Source organism: Halococcus morrhuae DSM 1307 (assembly GCF_000336695.1).
Taxonomy (GTDB): Archaea; Halobacteriota; Halobacteria; order Halobacteriales; family Halococcaceae; genus Halococcus; species Halococcus morrhuae.
Genome location: NZ_AOMC01000142.1, coordinates 26798 through 44690, shown reverse-complemented (window position 1 = coordinate 44690; position 17893 = coordinate 26798). Strand labels below are relative to the sequence as shown.

Sequence of the window (17893 nt, the reverse complement as noted above, 5' to 3'; positions counted from 1 at the left end):
TCAATCGTCCGTCTCGGCCCCCGTTCCGGTCGTTCCCTCGGCCTGCGTCGGCTGGACAAGCCCGTGTTCGAGCGCCTGTCCGGAGTCCGTATCGAACAGATGGAGTTTCTCGCGGTCGAACACGACGGAGACGCTGTCACCGGCCTCGATATCCGAAGCCGGATCGACGCTCATCTGGAGCTGATCGCCGGCCTCGGGATCTTCGAGATCGCTTTCGGCGTCCTCGGCGAGCAGGAGATAGACGAAGATCTCGTCGCCCATCGGTTCGAGCACGTCGACGGTCGTCTCGATCTCGGCCGTGGAATGGGAAACGGAGCCGGCCTCCCCGGCTGGATAGATGTCCTCCGGCCTGATGCCGAGCGTGACCGCATCACCTTCGCCGAGCGCCATCGGTCCGGCGTCGAACGCGACATCGACGTACTCGGAATCGAAGCCGTCCGAACTCACCGTTCCCTCGACGAAGTTCATGCTCGGAGAGCCGATGAACCCCGCAACGAAGAGGTTGTCCGGTTCGTTGTAACAGACCAGCGGCGGATCGATCTGCTGGAGTCGGCCGCCATCGATGACGGCGATCCGATCGGACATCGTCATCGCTTCGGCCTGGTCGTGGGTGACGTAGATGACGGTCGTATCGAGCTCCCGGTGGATGCGCTGGAGCTCCGTGCGCATGTGCACCCTGAGTTTCGCATCCAGATTCGCCAGCGGCTCGTCCATGAGGAAGACGTCGGGCTCGCGCACCAGCGCCCGCGCGATCGCGACGCGCTGGCGCTGGCCGCCGCTCATCTCGCTCGGCATCCGATCGAGCATCCCCTGCATCTGGACGATCTCGGCAGCGTTCTCGACGCGGCGATCGGTCTCGTCCTCGTCGAAGTTCCGGAGTCGCAGCCCGAACGAGATGTTGTCGTAGACGTCCATATGCGGGAACAGCGCGATGTTCTGGAACACCATCGCGATCCCGCGGTCCTTCGGCGGCAGATCCGTCACCTCCCGATCGCCGATGGAGATCGTCCCCTCGGTGGGCATCGTGAGACCGGCGACGGTCTCCATCGTCGTCGATTTCCCACAGCCCGAGGGGCCGACGAGCGTGACGAACTCGCCGTCAGGGATCTCGAGGTTCATGTCGTCGACCGCGACGACGTCGTCGTACCGTTTCGTGACTCCTTCGAGCGTGACGTTTGCCATGGTGATTACTCCTTGAGTGCGCCGCTGGTGAGGCCGCTGACGATTCGCTCCTGGGCGATCACCACGAGGATCGCCACCGGCAACACGCCGATGATGCTCGCGGCCGCCATCAGGTTGTACGATGCCGCGTACTGGGTCTGATAGCCGAGAATCCCCCAGACGAGCGGGCCCCAGTTCTGTGCCTGTCCGTCGGTCATCAGATACGAGAAGAAGAACTCGCTGTAGACGTTGATGAAGGTGAGTACGCCCGCGGTCGCAACGCCGGGTGCCGACAGCGGGATGATGACGCGCACGAGCGCACCAAGCCGAGTCGTGCCCTCGACGCGCGCGGCGTCCTCCAGCCCGTCGGGGATCTGGCCGTAGAACGTCGTCAGAATGAAGATCGATAACGGCATGAACAGCGCGCTGAGCGGCAGGCCGATGCCGATCGGCGAGTTGAACACGAACGGACTGCTCAGCCCCAGGATCTCGACGTTGCCGGTGAAGAGCCGGAACAGCGGCAGGAGGAACGCCGCCGGCGGGAAATAGGAGATGGCGAGCACGAGGATCATCAGGATTCCTCGTCCGGGGAACTCCAGCCGGCCGAAGACGTAACCGACGAGGCTCGCCAGCACGAGGACGACGGCCGTGGTCCCGAGCGCGATGACGAAGCTGTTGAACAGGTAGACGTGGAACGGCAGCTGCTCGAAGATGGTGATGAACGCCTCGGGGTTGAACCCCGCCGGGAGCAGTCCCGCCTGATCGACGAGATCGGTCGGGGTGAGCGCGAGCACCAGCAGCCAGTAGAACGGGAACAGCGTCGTGATCAGGAAGAAGATCGTCACGACGTAGAACATCGCCCGGTAGGTCCGATCGGGGTTGCGGATCGACTTCTGTACCCAACGGGTGAACGGGCCGGCGTCGTCGTCGCTCGTCTCGCTCGCCTGTGCGCCCGCCATCTCAGGCAGCCCCCTGTGAGCCCTGCCAGTATCTGACGATGTAGATCGAGACGACGATGCCGATGATCGCTGCCGTCACGAACGCCACCGCCGAGGCGGTCCCGTACCGTCGGGTGCTGAAGGTCGTGACGACCAGACACGACAACGAGGGGACCGTCGTACAGCTCGCCGTCGTCTCGATCAGCCCGTAGATCCGCATCGCGGCGATGGTCCGGAACAGCATCGCGACCAGCACCGTCGGCAACACCAGCGGGAACGTGATCGTCTTGAACTGCTGCCACTTCGTTGCGCCGGCGACCTTCGCCACGTCGTAGAGGCTGCGATCGACGCTCTGGAGCCCCGCGAGGATCAACAGCGCCATGAACGCGGTCGTCTTCCAGACGTCGGCGAGGATGATGATCGGCAACGCCTCGGCGCTGTTGACCAGTGGCGACGTCGATCCGCCGAGCGCCTCGACGACGGCGACGCCGGGGCCGATCCCCGACCGGAACAGCAGGTAGAACATCATTCCCTGGATGACGATCGGCACCGCCCACGGGATGATGATGGCGACGCGAACCCAGCGCCGGCCCCGGAACTTCTGATCGAGCACCAGCGCCTGGCCGAGCCCGATGATCGTCTCGAAAAAGACGCTGACGATGGTGAAGATGAACGTCACGATGAGCGCGCTCTGGAACGGTGCACTCAGGTCGAAAAACGGCTGTGGCAGCGCCACGGTGTCGAGCTGTCCCGTGAGCAGGTTGACGTAGTTCTCCAGACCGACGAACTCGCCGAGCTGGGCCGCGCCGCTGATGCTGTCGGCGAAGAGCGACATCCGGAAGGTGCTCAACAGCGGCCAGAAGGCGATCACCGCGAGCAGGAGGAAGGCCGGTGCCAGGAGCAGGTAGGCGAACGCCGTCTCGCTCAGGTTTTCGAGCCAGCGGACCGCGCTCGCATATACGCCGGAGCGTCGTTCGGCCTCGGTCGATCGTTCAGTTGCCATTATCGGTTGTAGTTCTCGATCGCCACGAGCTGGTCTTTCAGTTCGTTCATCGCCTGTTTCGGTGGCTTGTCGCCGGAGAGACCCGCGTGGACCTGCTGGGCGATCTGGCCGGACTGTTGTGGCCAGACGACGCTTACTGGGCGTGGAATCGCATTCTCGCCGGCGACGCGCAGCTGTTCGATGTAGTTACCGACGATCGGCACCTGCTTCGCCTGCCGTGAGGCGAGCACCGTCTGGTTCGGCGGGAGCCAGCCGGTGAGCTCGAACAGTTTGAGCTGGAAGGACGGCTGGGTCATCGCCTCGATGACCTGAAGCGCCTTCCCGCGCTGGGACGAGTTCGGATTGACGGTCATATGCCAGCCGCCGAGGGCGGCCACCGGCCCGCCGATGTTCTTGTATTTCGATTTGTTCTCGGAAACGGCGTAGGGGATCGGCATCACACCGAGTTTCTGCGTGCCGAGCGCGTCGTCGGCACCGGCGGTCGCGATCGCGTACGGCCAGTTGCGCAGCGCGACCGCGTTCCCGCCGGAGAACGGGCCCAGTGAGGAGTCCTCGATCCAGCCGAGCACCGCGTTGGGCGAGATCTGCTCGTAGCCGTCCAGCGTATGCGGCGCGTTCGACCCGAAGATGAACGTCCGCACCATCTTCACCGCATCGACGACGGGCTTCTCGCCCACCGTCACCGGCCGCTTGCCGATCGGACCGAACAGGGTGTCCCGACCGCCGAAGTATGCCCCGCCCCAGCTCGTCATGAACTCGTTGAAGTCACAGCAGGCGAGCCCTTCGTAGAGGTTGCCCTGGAAGGAGAAGCCGTACTGGAGGCCCGCCTGTTGCTTCGCGTCGGCGACGACCTTCGAGAACTTCTTCCAGCGCATCGACTTCGTCGCCCAGTTCTCCTGTTTCGGGTTGTAGCCCGCCTGTTTCACCAGGTCCTTCCGGTAGAGCATGACGGGGAAGTCCGGAAACAGCGGCACCGCATAGAGATCGCCGTCGTCACCCTTGGCGGTCTCGACGCTGGCCTGGAAGTAGTCGTTGTTGACCTTCTTCAGGACGCGCTCGGGCAGGTTATCGCTGAGGTTGAGCAGCTGGTCGCGGTTGATGAAGTTGAGCGCCCAGCCGTTGTCCATCATCAGGAGGTCGGGATCTTCGAGTCCGGCCGAGAGCCACCGGGTGTACTGCGACTGGCGCGTACCCGTGTTCTGGGGCCCGGCGATGACGTCGAGATAGATGTCCTTCGACAGCCCCGCGTTCCAGAGCGCCTTCCGTATCGCACCCGCGTTGTCCGCCCCGGTCGAATCGGTCACCCACCGGACGGTGTTCGCATCCGTTTGACTGCCGCCGGCGATACAGCCGGCGAGCGCGACCGCAGCCCCCGACGCGCCCGCGGTCCGCAAGAAGGTGCGACGGGAGCGGTCGCCACCTCCATGTGTGATAGACTCACGCATCGTCCTGAAATGAAACTGCACATATACTTATATCTACTGGAGGCACAGGCAAGCAATCGCCATCCGACGGAGGGATCGGCCCCATCACGACGTATCCGCCCGGACGAACGTCACCGGGCAGGGTGCCGAGAGCATCACCGTCTGGGCCGTCGAGCCGAACACCGCCTTCCCGGCCGGCGAGCGCTGTCGCCCGCCGACGATGACCATGTCGGCCCCCGACTCCTCGGCCAAGCCGACGATGCTCTCGCCGTGTTCGCCGATCGCGCCACCGACGGCGACGGCGACGTCCGCCGCTTCGAGCCGCTCGGCGAGTTCGCGAACCGTCGCGTGACGACCCGCCACCTCCTGTGGCGACACCTCGGTGGCCGTGGGGTCGAACCCCAACTGGTCGATGGCGCGCTCGTACTCGGACTCGGTGAAGACGTGACCCAGAACGACCGTCGCCCCGGATGGACCGGCGATGTCGATCGTCTCCTCGGCCAGCCTGTCGACGCGCTCGGCGTCACCCGGTCCGAGCGCCAGGAGAACGGTTTCAAGTGCCATACCCACACATTCACGAGCTCTTACATAGTTCTATGGGCGCGAGCAGCGGCTGTCCCTCACTCCTCCTGAGAGCGCCGGCTCGCGACGCCACCGATCGTCGGCCAGCACCGACGCAGATAGTTGAGCGCCGCAGCGACCGCGACGAGGGCGTACACGCCGGCGGCGGCGATGATGAAGAAGCCGTACGGGCTGCCGGGACCGCCGACCATCGCATCGAGATACGACGCCAGAGCAACCCCCCACTGGCCGACCAGCAGCCCGATCACGGCGATATCGAGCCAGCCCGCGAAGATCTCGTCGAGAACGCGCGCGTAGAGCAGGACGACGACCGAGCCGACGAGCAGCGAGGAGCCACTCAGCGTGACCCACTCGGGTGCACTACCCATCCCGATCGCCGAGTCGACGAGATAGAGCCGGTAGGCTTCGAGACAGAGGCCGACTGCGAGGCCGACGTAGCCCGACAGCGCCAGCACGTTGGCGAAGGCCGATCGGGAGTCGATGCGTGTGTGGAGATCCGACGTGTCCTGAGTCATGCGGTATGGTGGCTGCGGGTCGCGTGGATGATCGGTCGCTCGATGCGAAAAAGTGTCCGAACGCGTCGTCCGGGTCGGTCGCGGCGGAGTGCGTTACCCGCTGGTGCCGCTGGTGTTGATGTTCCCGGTCGCGTTGGTGGTCCCGGCGTCGTTGTTGAGCGTCACGTCGAACGATCCCGCCGGGTCGGGTGACGTGTCGGTGGCGCTACCGTTGCCGCTCGCGCTGTTGGCAGTCACTGTCACCGCGAAGTCGACGGTTTTCGTGCCGGACGTCCCATCAGTGACACCGCTCGGGAGGTCGGACTGGGTGAGCGCACCGCTGCTCACGAGGCCGATGCCGGCAAGCGAGATATCCGCGATCCCTTCCGAATCACCGTTCGACCCGGTGTTCTGGACGGAGTAGCTCGAAACGCCGGCCGTCGTGCCGTCGCTGACACCGGTCAAATTCGCTGCCGAGCTGAGAGATCCGCCCGACGGTCCGGCCGTGACATCGATATCGAACCCGGAGATCCCCGAACTGAAACTCGACCACTTGAGCGAGAGCACGGGCTCGACAGTCACCTCGGTCACGGCGTTGTTGTTGGCCGTGATCGAGAGGTTGGAGGCTGATATCGGACTGCTGCCGACCGCGGCGAGTGCGGGCTGTGAGGAGTACAGCAGGCTGCCGCCGCCGATGATACCGATACCGGTAGCCACGCCGGCTCCCTTGATGATGCGCCGTCGACTGAGAAACGTGTTGTTGTCGTCCATTTTGTCTCTGTTTCGTGGACGGGGTCGAATCTCGGGTCGCCCCAATTCACACGACTTTCGTCGTAATTCCTACCGTCCACTAGCTAAAATACTGCCATGTCGTATAAATCTTTGCACACTATTCATACACAGAACTGTATCGAATCGCTGGAAGGCAGCCGATAAGAGGCGTTTCGCGACGATTCCCGACCGTGTACCCGCTCAGTCGAGCGCCCGGGCAGCCGTTCCGGAGCGTTCGACACCGTGGAGATCGATCTCGCCGCCCTCGATCGGCACTCCCCCGTAGGGATCGTCGGCGAGCAGCAGCGAGCCGTCGAGATCGGCGTAGTCGAGCAGCGGCGCGAGCTGGCAGGCGGCGGCGATGGCGGCGTTCGATTCGATCATGCAGCCACACATCACCTCCAACCCGTGGGCGCGCGCCGCGTGGATCATTCGTTTCGCCTCGCGCAACCCGCCACATTTCATCAGTTTGATGTTGGCGATGTCGGCGTGCTCGGCGACACGGGGGATATCCGCGAGCGTCACGCAGGACTCGTCGGCGGCGATGGGGAGAGGTGAGCGCTCGTGGACGTATTCGAGCCCCGTCCCATTCTCGGCCGAGACAGGCTGTTCGACGAACTCAACGTCGAAGTCGGCGAGCACGTCGATGTTGTCGAGCGCCTCGTGGGGCGTCCAGGCCTCGTTGGCGTCGACACGCAGGCGAATGTCGGGGGCGACGTCACGGATCGCATCGATGATCTCGCGATCGCGTTCGGTACCGAGCTTTACCTTGAGCACCGAGTGACCCGCCGCGACCGCGCTTTCGGTCTTCTCGCGCATCCGCTCGGTGCTGTCGAGCCCGATCGTGAAGGAGGTCGCCGGCGTAGCCTCGGGATCGAGCCCCCAGTAGCGATGGAGCGGGACGTCGAGGCGTTTCGCCGCGAGATCGTGGAGCGCGATCGAGACCGCCACGCGCGCAGCCGGGTTGTCCCGAACGGTGTGGGCCATCCGGCGTTCGATGCGTTCCAGCGCGTGCGGATCGCCGACCTCTTCGACGACGGCAAGCAGATCGGGAAGGACGGCCTCGACGGTCGCGGCGGTCTCGCCGTAGTGTTCGGAGGGGGCAGCCGCGCCGATACCCTCGTGTTCGCCGTCGGCGATCCGCACGAGGACGTTTTCGGCGGTTTCCTGCGTGCCCCTGGAGATCGTGAACGGGTCGGCGAGGTCGAGCGTCAGCCGCTCGAAGCTCGTTTCGAGATTCACAACAGCGCCTCCAGCAGCTCGTCGCTGCCGAAGCGGATCGGATCGCTCGCCGGCACCGAGAGCGTTCGCGAGTAGGCGTCGACCGCCGAGCGCGCGCCCTCGTCGGTGTCGAGCGATCGGGTGTTGAGCGCGCCCGCGACGACGTCGGCGTCGTGGACCGGGCCGGCAAGACTCTCGTAGAGATCGACGTACTCGGGCAGCGCCGGGAGCGGGGTGTCCTCGTAGCCGTGGATCACCTCGCGGCCCGCCTCGTGACAGAGCACGAGCTCGTCGGGCATCGCGCCGTGGAGGATACCGCAGGTCACCGCCGAGTAGGCCGGATGGACGATCGAGCCCTGCCCCTCGACGAAGAGGTAGTCGTGGTCGTTCCCCTTCTCCAGAATCATCTCCTCGACCGCACCCGCGGTGAAGTCGCTCACGACGCGATCGATCGGGTTGCCCCAGCCCGCGATCATGATGCCCGTCTGGCCCGTCGGGATGAACGCGGCGTCCGCGCCCTGCTCGCGGGCGGCCTCGTAGAGTTCGAGCGTCGCGGTCATCTTCCCGACCGAACAGTCCGTTCCGACAGTGAGAATCACCTCGGCGTCGACCTCGTCGGCGACCCCCTCGCTCACCGTTAGATCGGGCGACGGCTCGCGCACGTCGCGGAGTTCGCAGTCGTTCGCCGCGGCGAGGTCGGCGAACTCCTCGTCGTCGTTCAGGAAGTAGTGCAGTCCGGCGGTGACGTCACAGCCACGTTCCAACGCAGCTCGGACGTCGGGTCGCCACGAGTCGTCGAAGCCGCCGCCGATCGGCGCGATGCCGACGAGCAGTTCGTCGCAGTCGTCGACGTCGTCCATCCCGGCGACGATCGGCGCGTCCTGGACACCCGAGAGGTGATCGCTGACGCGCGTGCCGGCGCGGTCGCGGTCGAGCACCGCGACGATCTCGTCATCGGCGTACCGGAGCATGCTGACGGCGGTTTTCGCGTCTTCCGGGAACTTCTCGTGGGCGAGCAGTGCGACGGTCATGTCTCCCGGGAGGGCGAGCGAGGATTTAAATGCCGACCATCCAGGGGCGCGCCGGACGGCTTCGAAGCGGGTAAGGCGTCGACGGCGGTAGCGGGGTGTATGTGGCCGTGGGGACATCTCGCCGTCGGCTATCTCGTCTACACCGCGCTCTCGCGTTGGCGCTTCGGGAGAACGCCGAGCGCCGGCGCGGCAATCGCGGTCGCCGTCGGTACGCAGTTTCCCGATCTCGTCGACAAACCGCTCGCGTGGACGTTTCACGTGCTGCCGAGCGGGCGCTCGTTCGCTCACTCACTGCTCACAGCGACCATCATTTGTACGCTGATCTACGCCTACGCCCGTCGTCACGGGCTGGCACGGCCGGCGCTGGCCTTCGCCGTCGGCTACATCACCCACCCGTTCGCCGACGCGCTGTCGCCGCTGCTCGGCGGCGAGTACGCCTACGTCCGCTATCTCGGCTGGCCGGTGCTCGACCAGCCCGCCTACGACACGAGCATGGGGTTCGCCATCCACCTGCTCGACTTCGAGCTCACGCCGCTCGTGGCGTTCGAGTTCCTCCTCGTGGCGCTCGCGGTGCTGGCCTGGCTGCGCGACGGTCGGCCGGGGCTCGGCGCGCTTCGCGGCTGGTATCGATCGCAACGAAGCGGGTCGGAGAGCTGAGGGTTATCGCCGACGCCGGACTACAACCGCCGCAAGCACGATCAGCAGGACCACCACGAGCCCGGCGGCGACGATCGGGACGAGACCGATATCGAGCGCGCTGTCGGGGGTCGTCTCCTCGCGCTCGACCGAGACGACGGCGCTCTCGGTGATCGTCCCCGTTCCCGCGACGTACGGTCCGTCGACGCTGCCGTTCGATCGGACGAAGTCGAAGCGGTCGTTCCCGTTCGAATCGAAGTGCGCCATCGCGGTCAGCGAGCCATTCGTCCGCAGGCGCGACTGGTTGAACTGGCGTCCGTCGACCCCGTAGAGCCGGACCCGGACGTCCTGATGCGGGCCGGCACCGAGTTTCTCGGAGACGCCGATGACGCTGCCGACGGTGTCGTTCTCGTCCGTGAGGTTCGCGTCGTGGATCGCCACGAACCCGCCCTGTGAGAGGTTGACGGAGTTGAGTTGAACGGTCGTCCCGTTCGTGGTCTGGTCGGTGAAGACCATCGTCGCGTTCGGCGTCCGCACGCCGTCGCCCTGCTGTGGCTGGGCCTGCTGGGACTGGGCCGCTGCCGGGACGACGGCCATCCCCGCACCACAGAGCAGAACGACGAGACATGCGGCAGTAACTGTCGATCGCATACGTCGGGCGAGGTCGGCGGCGGGTAAAAACCGTCGGCCCGCGATGTTCTCGGAAGTCGATGTCTCCCCCCCCCCTTCTCCTCTCCCCCGGAACGGCGATCCCGATCTCGAAACGCTCGCCACCGATCCGTTGACCGTCCCGTCCGACATCCCGATCAGCGAGCTCGTCGATCGCTTTCGGGAGGAAAATCGGGAACGTGCACCCATCGTCGATACGGACGGCGAACAGGTGGTTGGGCTCGTGACCGCGCCGACGCCTTCGAGGCCATCGCGGGCGACATCGAGGACCCGCCCGACTGACTCGTCGGGCCTACTCGGCCACGTCGACGGGCCGTGCGTCGGCGAGTTCGCGGAGGCGCTCGGGTGCGATCGGGAAGACAGCCTCGGGCGTGCCCGCGGCGGCCCAGACGGTGTCGAACGTCTGGAGCGTTTCGTCGAGATAGACCGGGACGGACGTATCGTGACAGAACGGCGGGACGCCGCCGATCGACCAGCCGACGGTCTCGCGCACCGTGTCGGCGTCGGCCATCGCGACCGCGTTCTCGTCGACGTCGCGAACGGTGGCGAGTTTGTTCTCACTCACGCGATTGGCCCCGCTCGTGACCACGACGACCGGTTCCGGGGCCACGAACACGAGCGAACTCGCGATCTGGGCGACGTCGCAGCCGATGGCCGCGGCCGCGGCGCTCGCCGTCCTGGTTCCGTCGGGGAACTCGTGGACGTCGACCGCGATGCCGTGCTCCTGCTCGGCCCGCTCGGCGAAGGCTGCTGCCCGTCGATGCATGTCGTGCGTGAGAACGAGCGGGCTAAAAACGGTGATGGCTACCGTGCGTCGGCGATCGGGACCGCACCGCTCGACTGGAGCCACGCCGTGTGTTCGCGCTCGTCGTAGATGACGACTGCGCCGTCCTCGCGCTCGAAGGCGACGAGGCGTTCTTCGCGTGCCGGTACGCTCGCCGAGGTGTCGGAGGGCGACTCCTGTGGGGACGTGCTCATTGGTTTTGGGTAGTGTCGGTTTTCGGTGCCGCTAGTTGCACCGAGGGGCCACATCGTGATAAACGTTGTCACCATATTCGAAACGCTGCCGGAGGTTGGGAACGACACGGGAACCCGACCTTTTCACGTTGGACCCCGAACTGCGGATATGAGCGACGCGCCACGCGACCCCGAACTCGAACGCCTCGCCGAGGATCTCTCGTCGACGCTCGCCGAGCTCCGCGACGAACTCGAAACGCGCGGGCCACGCGAACCGCCCCGCGGACCACTGGGACTGCCCCGTCCGCCGACGCCGGGCGAACTGCTCGATCTCGCCGACGAGTTCGCGATCCCCGCGCTCATCGCGTTTCTCGAAGCGAACGTCCGCGCGCTCGAAGCGTTTCAGGCGGCCCTCCGACTGGCACGCGCCGGCGAGGAGGTCAGCGAGCGCGGGCGCGAGACGCGACGACAGGGTGAGCGTCTCGGTCGGGACGCGCTCGATCGTCTCGACGACGTGCTCGACGATCTCCAGGGCGCGCTCGACGGACGACCTCAGGACCCGACCGCGCGCACGCTCGCCGACGAGGCCCGCGCGCTCCGCGACGAGATCGACGATCGCCTCGCCGAGAGCGACCGACGGGAGACCCGCTCCGCACGCGACCGGACCGTTCCCGCCCGCGAGGAACGCGATGAATCGGATGACGACGTCGCGATCGATGTCGACGCCGAGCTCGATTCGATCCGTGATGCGGTCGAGGACGACGACGAGGAAGACGCGGAGTAAACGGTCACTGCGGCCACAAGAGTTTATAGTCTCGATTACATCTCTTCGCATGTGATGGAGGGGGCACGATCGCTGCCGGAGGGGAACGTACAGCTCGAACTGTTCGTACGGTCGTCGGTGCCGGCGGCCGCGCGCGATTCGCAGTCGGGGGTCCGCGAGCGACTCCGGTGGCTCGACGCCGACGGGGAGGTCGCTGGTGCGACGGTCCGAACGTGGGAGAAGCGGGTGCCGGTCGACACCGACTGCTCCGAACGCGAGACACACCATATGCACGCGACGTTCGACGACTGGGCGCGCAGACACGGCGTCAGCCTCGCCCCGTTTTTCGACACGCGCGAGTGTCACTCGTCGATTACCGGCGAATCGCACACCGCGCTCGTCCTGCCGGTGATGAGTCTCGCCGTCTACGAGGGCGACCGACTCAGCGCCGTCTTCCCGCACGCCGACGAGGATCGCTCGTACACCGTCAGTGAGGCGCTCGATGCGCTCGAAGGCGACGAAACGACGGAGGGATCGGAGGAATCGACGCGCGAGGAACTGCCGGTCGGCGCACCCTAATCGATAGGTTCGAACCGATAGCCATCCCACTCTTGACTCGCGGGTTCGCGGATGCCGGCCTCGGGATCGCGGAGTTCCTCGGCATAGACTGGTTTCACGTCGTCGCCGATATCGATCTCGTCCGTCGTGAGCTGGCCGAGCGCGCGCACCGATTCGCCCTCGATATCGAATTCGACGATCGCGAGGTGGTTCGGCTCGCGGACGCCGGGCGGCGTGGCGGTGCTCGTCGTCCACGTGACGACCGTCGCAGTGTGCTCGCTCAGATCCACCGTGCCGGTTCGCTCCGTGCCACCGGGACCGAGCGGATGTGGCGGGTAGGTGATCGAACCGTCCGTGTAGCGGGCCGCCTCCATCGGCGGCTCGCCAGTGCCGGAATCGCTCTCGGGGCTCATGCGCCCGCCTCCAGGATGGTGGTGATGACACAGTTGCCAAATCCACCCACGTTACACGCGAGTCCGACGTCGGCGTCGACCTGTCGCGGACCGGCCTCGCCGAGCACCTGCTTGTAGATCTCGTAGCCCTGGGCGACGCCGCTCGCGCCGAGGGGATGACCCTTCGATTTCAGCCCACCGGAGGTGTTGATCGGCAGCTCGCCGTCGTGTTCGGTCGTTCCCTCCTCGATCAGTTCCCAGGCAGCGCCCTGCTCGGCGAAATCGAGTCCCTCCATCTGGAGGAATTCGAGGATCGTGAACATGTCGTGGAGTTCGGCCACGTCGATGTCCTCTGGACCGTAGCCGCTCATCTCGTAGGCCTCTTTCCCCGACTCGACCACGCCGCCCATCACCGTCGGTTCCGCGCGTTCGTGGACCACGTGGGTGTCGGTCGCGCCGCCGACGCCGCTCACGAGCGCGTACTCGTCGGTGTACTCCTTCGCGACTGATTCCGGACAGAACATCAGCGCCGCGCTCCCGTCCGTGATCGGACAGAAATCGTACAACCGAAGGGGGTCGGCGACGACCGGACTCTCCAGAACGGTGTCGAGATCGACCTCCTTCTGAAACTGGGCGTGCGGGTTGTCGACGCCGTTTCTGTGATTTTTGACCGCGACCTTTCCGAGACTCTCGCGCGGCGCATCGTAGCGATCGAGATAGCGCCGCGCGGTCAGCCCCGCGAAACTCGGCAGCGTCACGCCGTGTTTGTACTCGACGGGATGGGTCAGCGAGGCGATCACGTCGGTGGCCTCGCCCGTCGAGCGATGCGTCATCTTCTCGCCACCCACGAGCAGTGTCATCTCGCTCGCGCCCGAGGCGACCGACTGCCAGGCGGCGTACATGCCGGCACCGCCGGACGAGGATGTCTGATCGACGCGCTGTGTGTAGGCCGGCAGGCAGTCGAGGTCGTGTGCCAACGCGTTCGGCACGCCGGTCTGGCCCTCGAACTCGCCGCTGGCCATGTTCGAGACGTACAGATGCTCGACGGCGTCGGGCGCGACGCCGGCATCGTCGAGACAGGCCGCGCCCGCTTCGGCGAGCAACCCCTGAATCCACGCTTCGCGCTGTCCGAACTGGGTCATCGATGCGCCGATGACGGCCACGTTCGTGCTCATTTCGTCCGGGTCGTCTCCCGCCCCCGTTATGGATGTTTCGACGCTACCGACGGAGTCGCCCCGCCGTCTTCCACTCCTCGCCGCGAGCGACCCCCTGGGGTGGCGTCCGCCCGTCGAGACGGCCACAGAGCGACCACCGATCACAGGATTCCGACCCTTCCTCGTCGGCATTTGCGGCAGCCGCGGCGCGGTCGCGGAGGTGGGCACCGATGGCAGCGGCAATGGCTGCGGCCTCGCCGCGGTCGGCGCTCGCGGGCACCGACAGATTCAGTTCGTCGAGAACCCCCTCGCTCGCGGTCGCTTGCTCGTCGTCCGAGTCGCCCGGATCGTCGGTTTCGGCCAGCAACGATGTCGCTGTCATCAGAGTTGGATGTTACCGTGGTCTTTCGGTGGCCCGTCGGTGCGCTTGCGGTCGAGGACATCGAGGTCGCGGATGAGACGTTTGCGAGTTTCGTTCGGCTCGATGACGTCGTCGACGTAGCCGCGCTCGGCCGCCGAGTAGGGGTTGGCGAACTCCTCGCGGTACTCGTCCATCAGCGCCTGGCGGGTCGCCTCGGGATCGTCCGCGTCGGCGAGCTCGTCCCGATAGAGGACGTCCACCGCCCCGCGTGGACCCATCACGGCGGTCTCCGCACCGGGCCACGCGTAGTTCGTGTCCGCGCCCAGCAGTTTCGAGCCCATGACGATGTAGGCTCCGCCGTACGCTTTCCGGAGGATCACCGTCGAGAGCGGGACCGTCGCCTCGGCGTAGGCGTAGATCAGCTTCGCGCCGTGGCGGATGATCCCGTTGTGCTCCTGATCAGTGCCGGGCATGAACCCGGGCACGTCGACGAAAGTGAGGACGGGGATGTTGAACGAATCGCAGAAGCGGACGAACCGCGCGCCCTTCTGGCTCGATTCGATGTTGAGCGTCCCGGCGTTGACCGATGGCTGGTTGGCGACGATCCCGACCGGCCGGCCGTCCATGCGTGCAAGCCCGGTCACGAGCGTGCGCGCGAACCCGCCGTGAGTCTCGAAAAAGGAGCCGTCGTCGACGATGTTCCCGATCACGTTCGTCACGTCGTAGGGTTTGCGCGGTGCGTCGGGGACCAGTTCGCCGACCTCGCAGCGCCGATCGGGATCGTCCCAGGAGTCGACCCGCGGCGGGTCCTCGACGTTGTTCTGCGGGAGATACGAGAGCAGTCGTTTGATGTCGTCGAGAACCTCCTCCTCTGTCGGGGCGGTTCGGTGGGCGACGCCGCTCTCATTGGCGTGAGCGCTCGCACCGCCCAACTCCTCCATCGTGATCTGCTCGCCGGTGACCGTCTCGATCACGTCCGGCCCCGTGATCATCATCTGGGCGGTGTCCTCGACCATGAACGTGAAATCCGTCAGCGCCGGCGAGTAGGTCGCCCCGCCGGCACACGGCCCCATGATCGCCGAGATCTGCGGCACGAGCCCGCTCGCCTTCGTGTTCCGCTGGAAGATCTTGGCGAACCCCGTGAGCGAGGCGATCCCCTCCTGGATACGTGCACCGCCGGAGTCGTTCAACCCGACGATGGGAACACCATTTTCGATCGCCTTGTCCATCACCTTACAGATCTTGTCGGCGACCGCTTCGCCGACCGACCCACCCAGGACGGTGAAGTCGTGAGCGAAGACGAACACGGTCCGACCGTCGACCTCGCCATAGCCAGTCACGACGCCGTCGCCGGCATACTTCTTCTCGGCCATGCCGAAGTTCGTCGACTGGTGTTCGACGAACCGGTCGAACTCCTCGAAACTGTCCTCGTCGAGGAGGTAGTCGATGCGTTCGCGGGCGGTCAGTTTGTCCCGATCGTGCTGGGCGTCGATGCGGGCCTGGCCCCCGCCAAGCGCCGCCTCGGTGCGGCGTCGCCGCAGCTCCTCGATCGCCGATTCGTCTAGTGCGTCGCTCTCGCCGGTGTTGGCGTCGTCTTCGGCCGCCACGCTACCACCCCATGCCGCCGTTGCTGGCGAGAATTCGGTCGGTCAGAGAGCCCGGTACGGGCCCGGCGACGGTTTGGCCGCTCCCGCGGGACGCGCCGGTGACCACGCAGGTCTGCGTGTCGAGCGTCATGTCTCTGTGTCGTTGCTCTACGTGTAGCTACCTAAATCTGTGCCACGATAGATCACCGTCGCGACTGCGAACACACTCTCACCATTCGTTACCATTGAATGGTACTGGATCTATCGGAGTGACAACGACAGACTCTTTAGGGCGTCCTAAAAAACACGCGACATCGCAATGACGGCCGACATCTGTGTGATCGTTCCGACGATACGCGAGTTCGAGTGCGTACGAGCCTACGCCGAAAACGCCCGCAAGCACGGCTTCGACACCGACCGCCTCCACGTCGTGCTCGTGACCGAGGACTTCTGTGACACCGAGGCGATGGCGACGATGCTCGACGAGCTCGGTCTCGCCGGCGAGGTCTTCGACGGCGCTGCCCGCGAGGCGTGGTACGACGAACAGTCCGTCACGGAGTTCTCGCATCTCGTCCCCGCCGCGAGCCACGCCCAGACGAGCTTCGGGCTGCTCTACTGCTGGGCGAACGGGTTCGACTACGGCGTCTTCATCGACGACGACACCCGCCCGCACATGGACGAGGACTTCTTCGGGACGCATCTCGCGAACCTGAACGGCGAACACGAGATCGAGCGCGTCCGCTCGGACGAGCAGTGGGTGAACGTCCTCCACGAGAACGCCGACGAGCACGGTCTCTACCCGCGCGGCTACCCCTACTCCGCGATGGGCGAGGAAGTCGAGACCGACCGCACGCGCGTGACGAACGTCGTCGCCTCGCAGGGGCTCTGGACGAACGTACCCGACCTCGACGCCGCCCGCATTCTCGCCGACGGCGACCTCCGCGGACAGGCCAAGACACGGCTCTCGGCCGACGATTTCGGCGAGCCGTTCGTCGCCGCGGAGGGCCAGTATCTCACGGTCTGCTCGATGAACCTCGCCTTCCGGCGCGAGGTGATCCCGGCGTTCTACCAGCTCCCGATGGACGACAACCCCTGGGACGTCGGCCGGTTCGACGACATCTGGAGCGGCGTCTTCCTCAAGCGCGCCTGCGACGTGCTGGGCACGGAGATCGTCACCGGCGGGCCGCTCTGTAAGCACAACAAGGCCGAGCGCTCGACGTTCGACGACCTCCGCTCGGAACTCCCCGCGCTCGACGCCAACGAACGCCTCTGGCGGGCCGTCGACGACGCGGCCGCGGACGCCGATTCGTACGCCGGTGCCTTCGCCGCGATGGCCGACGCGCTCGTCGAACGCGACTGGAGCGACTGCGAGAACGGCGAGTTCCTCCCGTACGTCGGCGAGTACATGCACGACTGGCTGGCCTGTCTCGACGCGCTTGATCCGGGCTCGATCGCCGTGCCGGCCGCCGCCAGCGCCGACGACTGAACCGGCAGGTATAACGGTTACCACCCACCACCAATTTTTAGGCTGGCCGAAAACAGCCAGTGATCAACGATGAAAGGACACGATCTCGACAGACGGACGGTACTGAAAGGTGGTATGGCAAGCCTCGCCGCGGCGGCCGGACTCGCCGGCTGCACCGGTGGTGCACAATCAGGAAACGACAGCGCCAACGGCAGCGGCGGCGCGAACGGCAGCGGTGGCAACGGTAGCAACGCCAGCGGGACCCCGGGTGCCTCCGACGACCGGAAGGTGCGCGTCGTGCTCAACGAGTGGCAGGTGAAACCCGACGCGAAGTCGGTGCCGTCGGGTCAGGTGACGTTCAACGCCGTCAACAAGGGCCACGAGGTCCACGAGTTGGTCGTCAGACAGCGCAGCGACGACGGTGCCTACGAGGAGCTCGACGAGGTCGACGACATCGGCAAGGGGACGAGCAAGAAGCTGCAGATGAAGCTCGAACCCGGCACGTACGAGCTCGCCTGCCTCATCGTCGAGAAAGAGGACGGCGAGACCGAGGACCACTACAAACTCGGCATGCACGAGACGATCGAGGTCGCGAACTAACGACGCCGAGCCACGACATGGGCATCGCGGTTTCGTCACCGATACCACAAACGACATACCGCCGAGCGGCGTCGCTATATGCGATGGATCGATCGCGGAACGACAGGGTTTTTAGGCTGTCCTAAAT

The 17893-nt window shown here is 65.8% G+C and carries 21 protein-coding genes and 1 pseudogene; 6 read left to right on the top strand and 16 right to left on the bottom strand.

What is annotated here, in order from left to right:
- From C448_RS12010 to C448_RS11970, 9 genes are all read right to left on the bottom strand, one after another.
- Nucleotides 1-1182, bottom strand: a complete 1182-nt coding sequence (locus tag C448_RS12010) for an ABC transporter ATP-binding protein (RefSeq protein ID WP_004055098.1) — start codon at nt 1180-1182, stop codon at nt 1-3.
- A gap of 5 nt (nt 1183-1187) precedes the next feature.
- Nucleotides 1188-2120, bottom strand: a complete 933-nt coding sequence (locus C448_RS12005) for a carbohydrate ABC transporter permease (protein ID WP_004055096.1) — start codon at nt 2118-2120, stop codon at nt 1188-1190.
- 1 nt (nt 2121) lies between these two features.
- Nucleotides 2122-3102 (bottom strand): carbohydrate ABC transporter permease, encoded by a 981-nt coding sequence (locus tag C448_RS12000; protein WP_004055094.1) that lies wholly within the window; start codon nt 3100-3102, stop codon nt 2122-2124.
- Nucleotides 3102-4547 carry a substrate-binding domain-containing protein gene (locus C448_RS11995; protein ID WP_049916311.1) on the bottom strand — a complete coding sequence of 482 codons (1446 nt, stop codon included), beginning with the start codon at nt 4545-4547 and terminating at the stop codon, nt 3102-3104. Before C448_RS11995 ends, C448_RS12000 begins: the two co-directional genes overlap by 1 nt.
- 84 nt (nt 4548-4631) lie before the next feature.
- A complete protein-coding gene (locus C448_RS11990) occupies nt 4632-5090 on the bottom strand; it encodes a universal stress protein (protein WP_004055091.1) in 459 nt (152 codons plus the stop codon).
- A gap of 56 nt (nt 5091-5146) precedes the next feature.
- Nucleotides 5147-5623 carry a hypothetical protein gene (locus tag C448_RS11985; RefSeq protein WP_004055090.1) on the bottom strand — a complete coding sequence of 159 codons (477 nt, stop codon included), beginning with the start codon at nt 5621-5623 and terminating at the stop codon, nt 5147-5149.
- A 93-nt stretch (nt 5624-5716) separates the two neighbouring features.
- Complete coding sequence (locus C448_RS11980) at nt 5717-6373, bottom strand: hypothetical protein (RefSeq protein ID WP_004055087.1); 657 nt, start codon at nt 6371-6373, stop codon at nt 5717-5719.
- 201 nt (nt 6374-6574) lie between these two features.
- Nucleotides 6575-7615, bottom strand: a complete 1041-nt coding sequence (locus C448_RS11975) for a dipeptide epimerase (RefSeq protein WP_004055086.1) — start codon at nt 7613-7615, stop codon at nt 6575-6577.
- Nucleotides 7612-8625, bottom strand: a complete 1014-nt coding sequence (locus C448_RS11970; protein ID WP_004055083.1) for a DUF1611 domain-containing protein — start codon at nt 8623-8625, stop codon at nt 7612-7614. The genes C448_RS11975 and C448_RS11970 overlap by 4 nt, the downstream gene beginning before the upstream one ends.
- A 99-nt stretch (nt 8626-8724) precedes the next feature.
- Between C448_RS11970 and C448_RS11965 the strand changes: the two genes are divergently transcribed.
- Nucleotides 8725-9282 (top strand): metal-dependent hydrolase, encoded by a 558-nt coding sequence (locus tag C448_RS11965; protein WP_004055081.1) that lies wholly within the window; start codon nt 8725-8727, stop codon nt 9280-9282.
- A gap of 3 nt (nt 9283-9285) precedes the next feature.
- Here C448_RS11965 and C448_RS11960 read toward each other — a convergent pair whose 3' ends face one another.
- The gene (locus tag C448_RS11960; RefSeq protein ID WP_004055079.1) at nt 9286-9912 is read right to left on the bottom strand and encodes a DUF7282 domain-containing protein; all 627 of its coding nucleotides are present in this window, start codon (nt 9910-9912) and stop codon (nt 9286-9288) included.
- Between the two features lie 43 nt (nt 9913-9955).
- Here C448_RS11960 and C448_RS17100 point away from each other — a divergent pair.
- Nucleotides 9956-10102: pseudogene (locus tag C448_RS17100) on the top strand (hypothetical protein); the annotation flags it as partial.
- Nucleotides 10103-10222: 120 nt separating this feature from the next.
- Here C448_RS17100 and C448_RS11955 read toward each other — a convergent pair.
- Complete coding sequence (locus C448_RS11955) at nt 10223-10696, bottom strand: YbaK/EbsC family protein (RefSeq protein ID WP_004055077.1); 474 nt, start codon at nt 10694-10696, stop codon at nt 10223-10225.
- A gap of 38 nt (nt 10697-10734) precedes the next feature.
- Nucleotides 10735-10908 carry a DUF7331 family protein gene (locus C448_RS16360; protein ID WP_162832758.1) on the bottom strand — a complete coding sequence of 58 codons (174 nt, stop codon included), beginning with the start codon at nt 10906-10908 and terminating at the stop codon, nt 10735-10737.
- A gap of 148 nt (nt 10909-11056) precedes the next feature.
- On the opposite strand from C448_RS16360, the gene C448_RS11950 reads away from it, so the two are divergent.
- Complete coding sequence (locus tag C448_RS11950) at nt 11057-11671, top strand: DUF7547 family protein (protein ID WP_004055075.1); 615 nt, start codon at nt 11057-11059, stop codon at nt 11669-11671.
- Nucleotides 11672-11725: 54 nt separating this feature from the next.
- A complete protein-coding gene (locus C448_RS11945) occupies nt 11726-12229 on the top strand; it encodes an HTH domain-containing protein (protein ID WP_004055073.1) in 504 nt (167 codons plus the stop codon).
- Here C448_RS11945 and C448_RS11940 read toward each other — a convergent pair.
- From C448_RS11940 to C448_RS11925, 4 genes are read right to left on the bottom strand one after another with little or no spacing between them, the layout of a single operon-like run.
- Nucleotides 12226-12621: an OB-fold domain-containing protein gene (locus tag C448_RS11940; RefSeq protein WP_004055071.1), complete on the bottom strand. Its 396-nt coding sequence runs from the start codon at nt 12619-12621 to the stop codon at nt 12226-12228. The genes C448_RS11945 and C448_RS11940 overlap by 4 nt on opposite strands.
- The gene (locus C448_RS11935; protein ID WP_004055069.1) at nt 12618-13775 is read right to left on the bottom strand and encodes a thiolase family protein; all 1158 of its coding nucleotides are present in this window, start codon (nt 13773-13775) and stop codon (nt 12618-12620) included. The genes C448_RS11940 and C448_RS11935 overlap by 4 nt, the downstream gene beginning before the upstream one ends.
- A 43-nt stretch (nt 13776-13818) precedes the next feature.
- Complete coding sequence (locus C448_RS11930; RefSeq protein WP_004055068.1) at nt 13819-14136, bottom strand: hypothetical protein; 318 nt, start codon at nt 14134-14136, stop codon at nt 13819-13821.
- On the bottom strand, nt 14136-15722 hold the full coding sequence (locus C448_RS11925) for an acyl-CoA carboxylase subunit beta (RefSeq protein WP_004055065.1): 1587 nt from the start codon (nt 15720-15722) through the stop codon (nt 14136-14138). The genes C448_RS11930 and C448_RS11925 overlap by 1 nt, the downstream gene beginning before the upstream one ends.
- A gap of 298 nt (nt 15723-16020) precedes the next feature.
- Between C448_RS11925 and C448_RS11920 the strand changes: the two genes are divergently transcribed.
- Together C448_RS11920 and C448_RS11915 are read left to right on the top strand one after the other, a co-directional pair.
- On the top strand, nt 16021-17187 hold the full coding sequence (locus tag C448_RS11920) for an alpha-1,4-glucan-protein synthase (RefSeq protein WP_004055064.1): 1167 nt from the start codon (nt 16021-16023) through the stop codon (nt 17185-17187).
- A gap of 69 nt (nt 17188-17256) precedes the next feature.
- Nucleotides 17257-17766 (top strand): cupredoxin domain-containing protein, encoded by a 510-nt coding sequence (locus tag C448_RS11915; RefSeq protein ID WP_004055062.1) that lies wholly within the window; start codon nt 17257-17259, stop codon nt 17764-17766.
- Nucleotides 17767-17893: the final 127 nt, after the last annotated feature.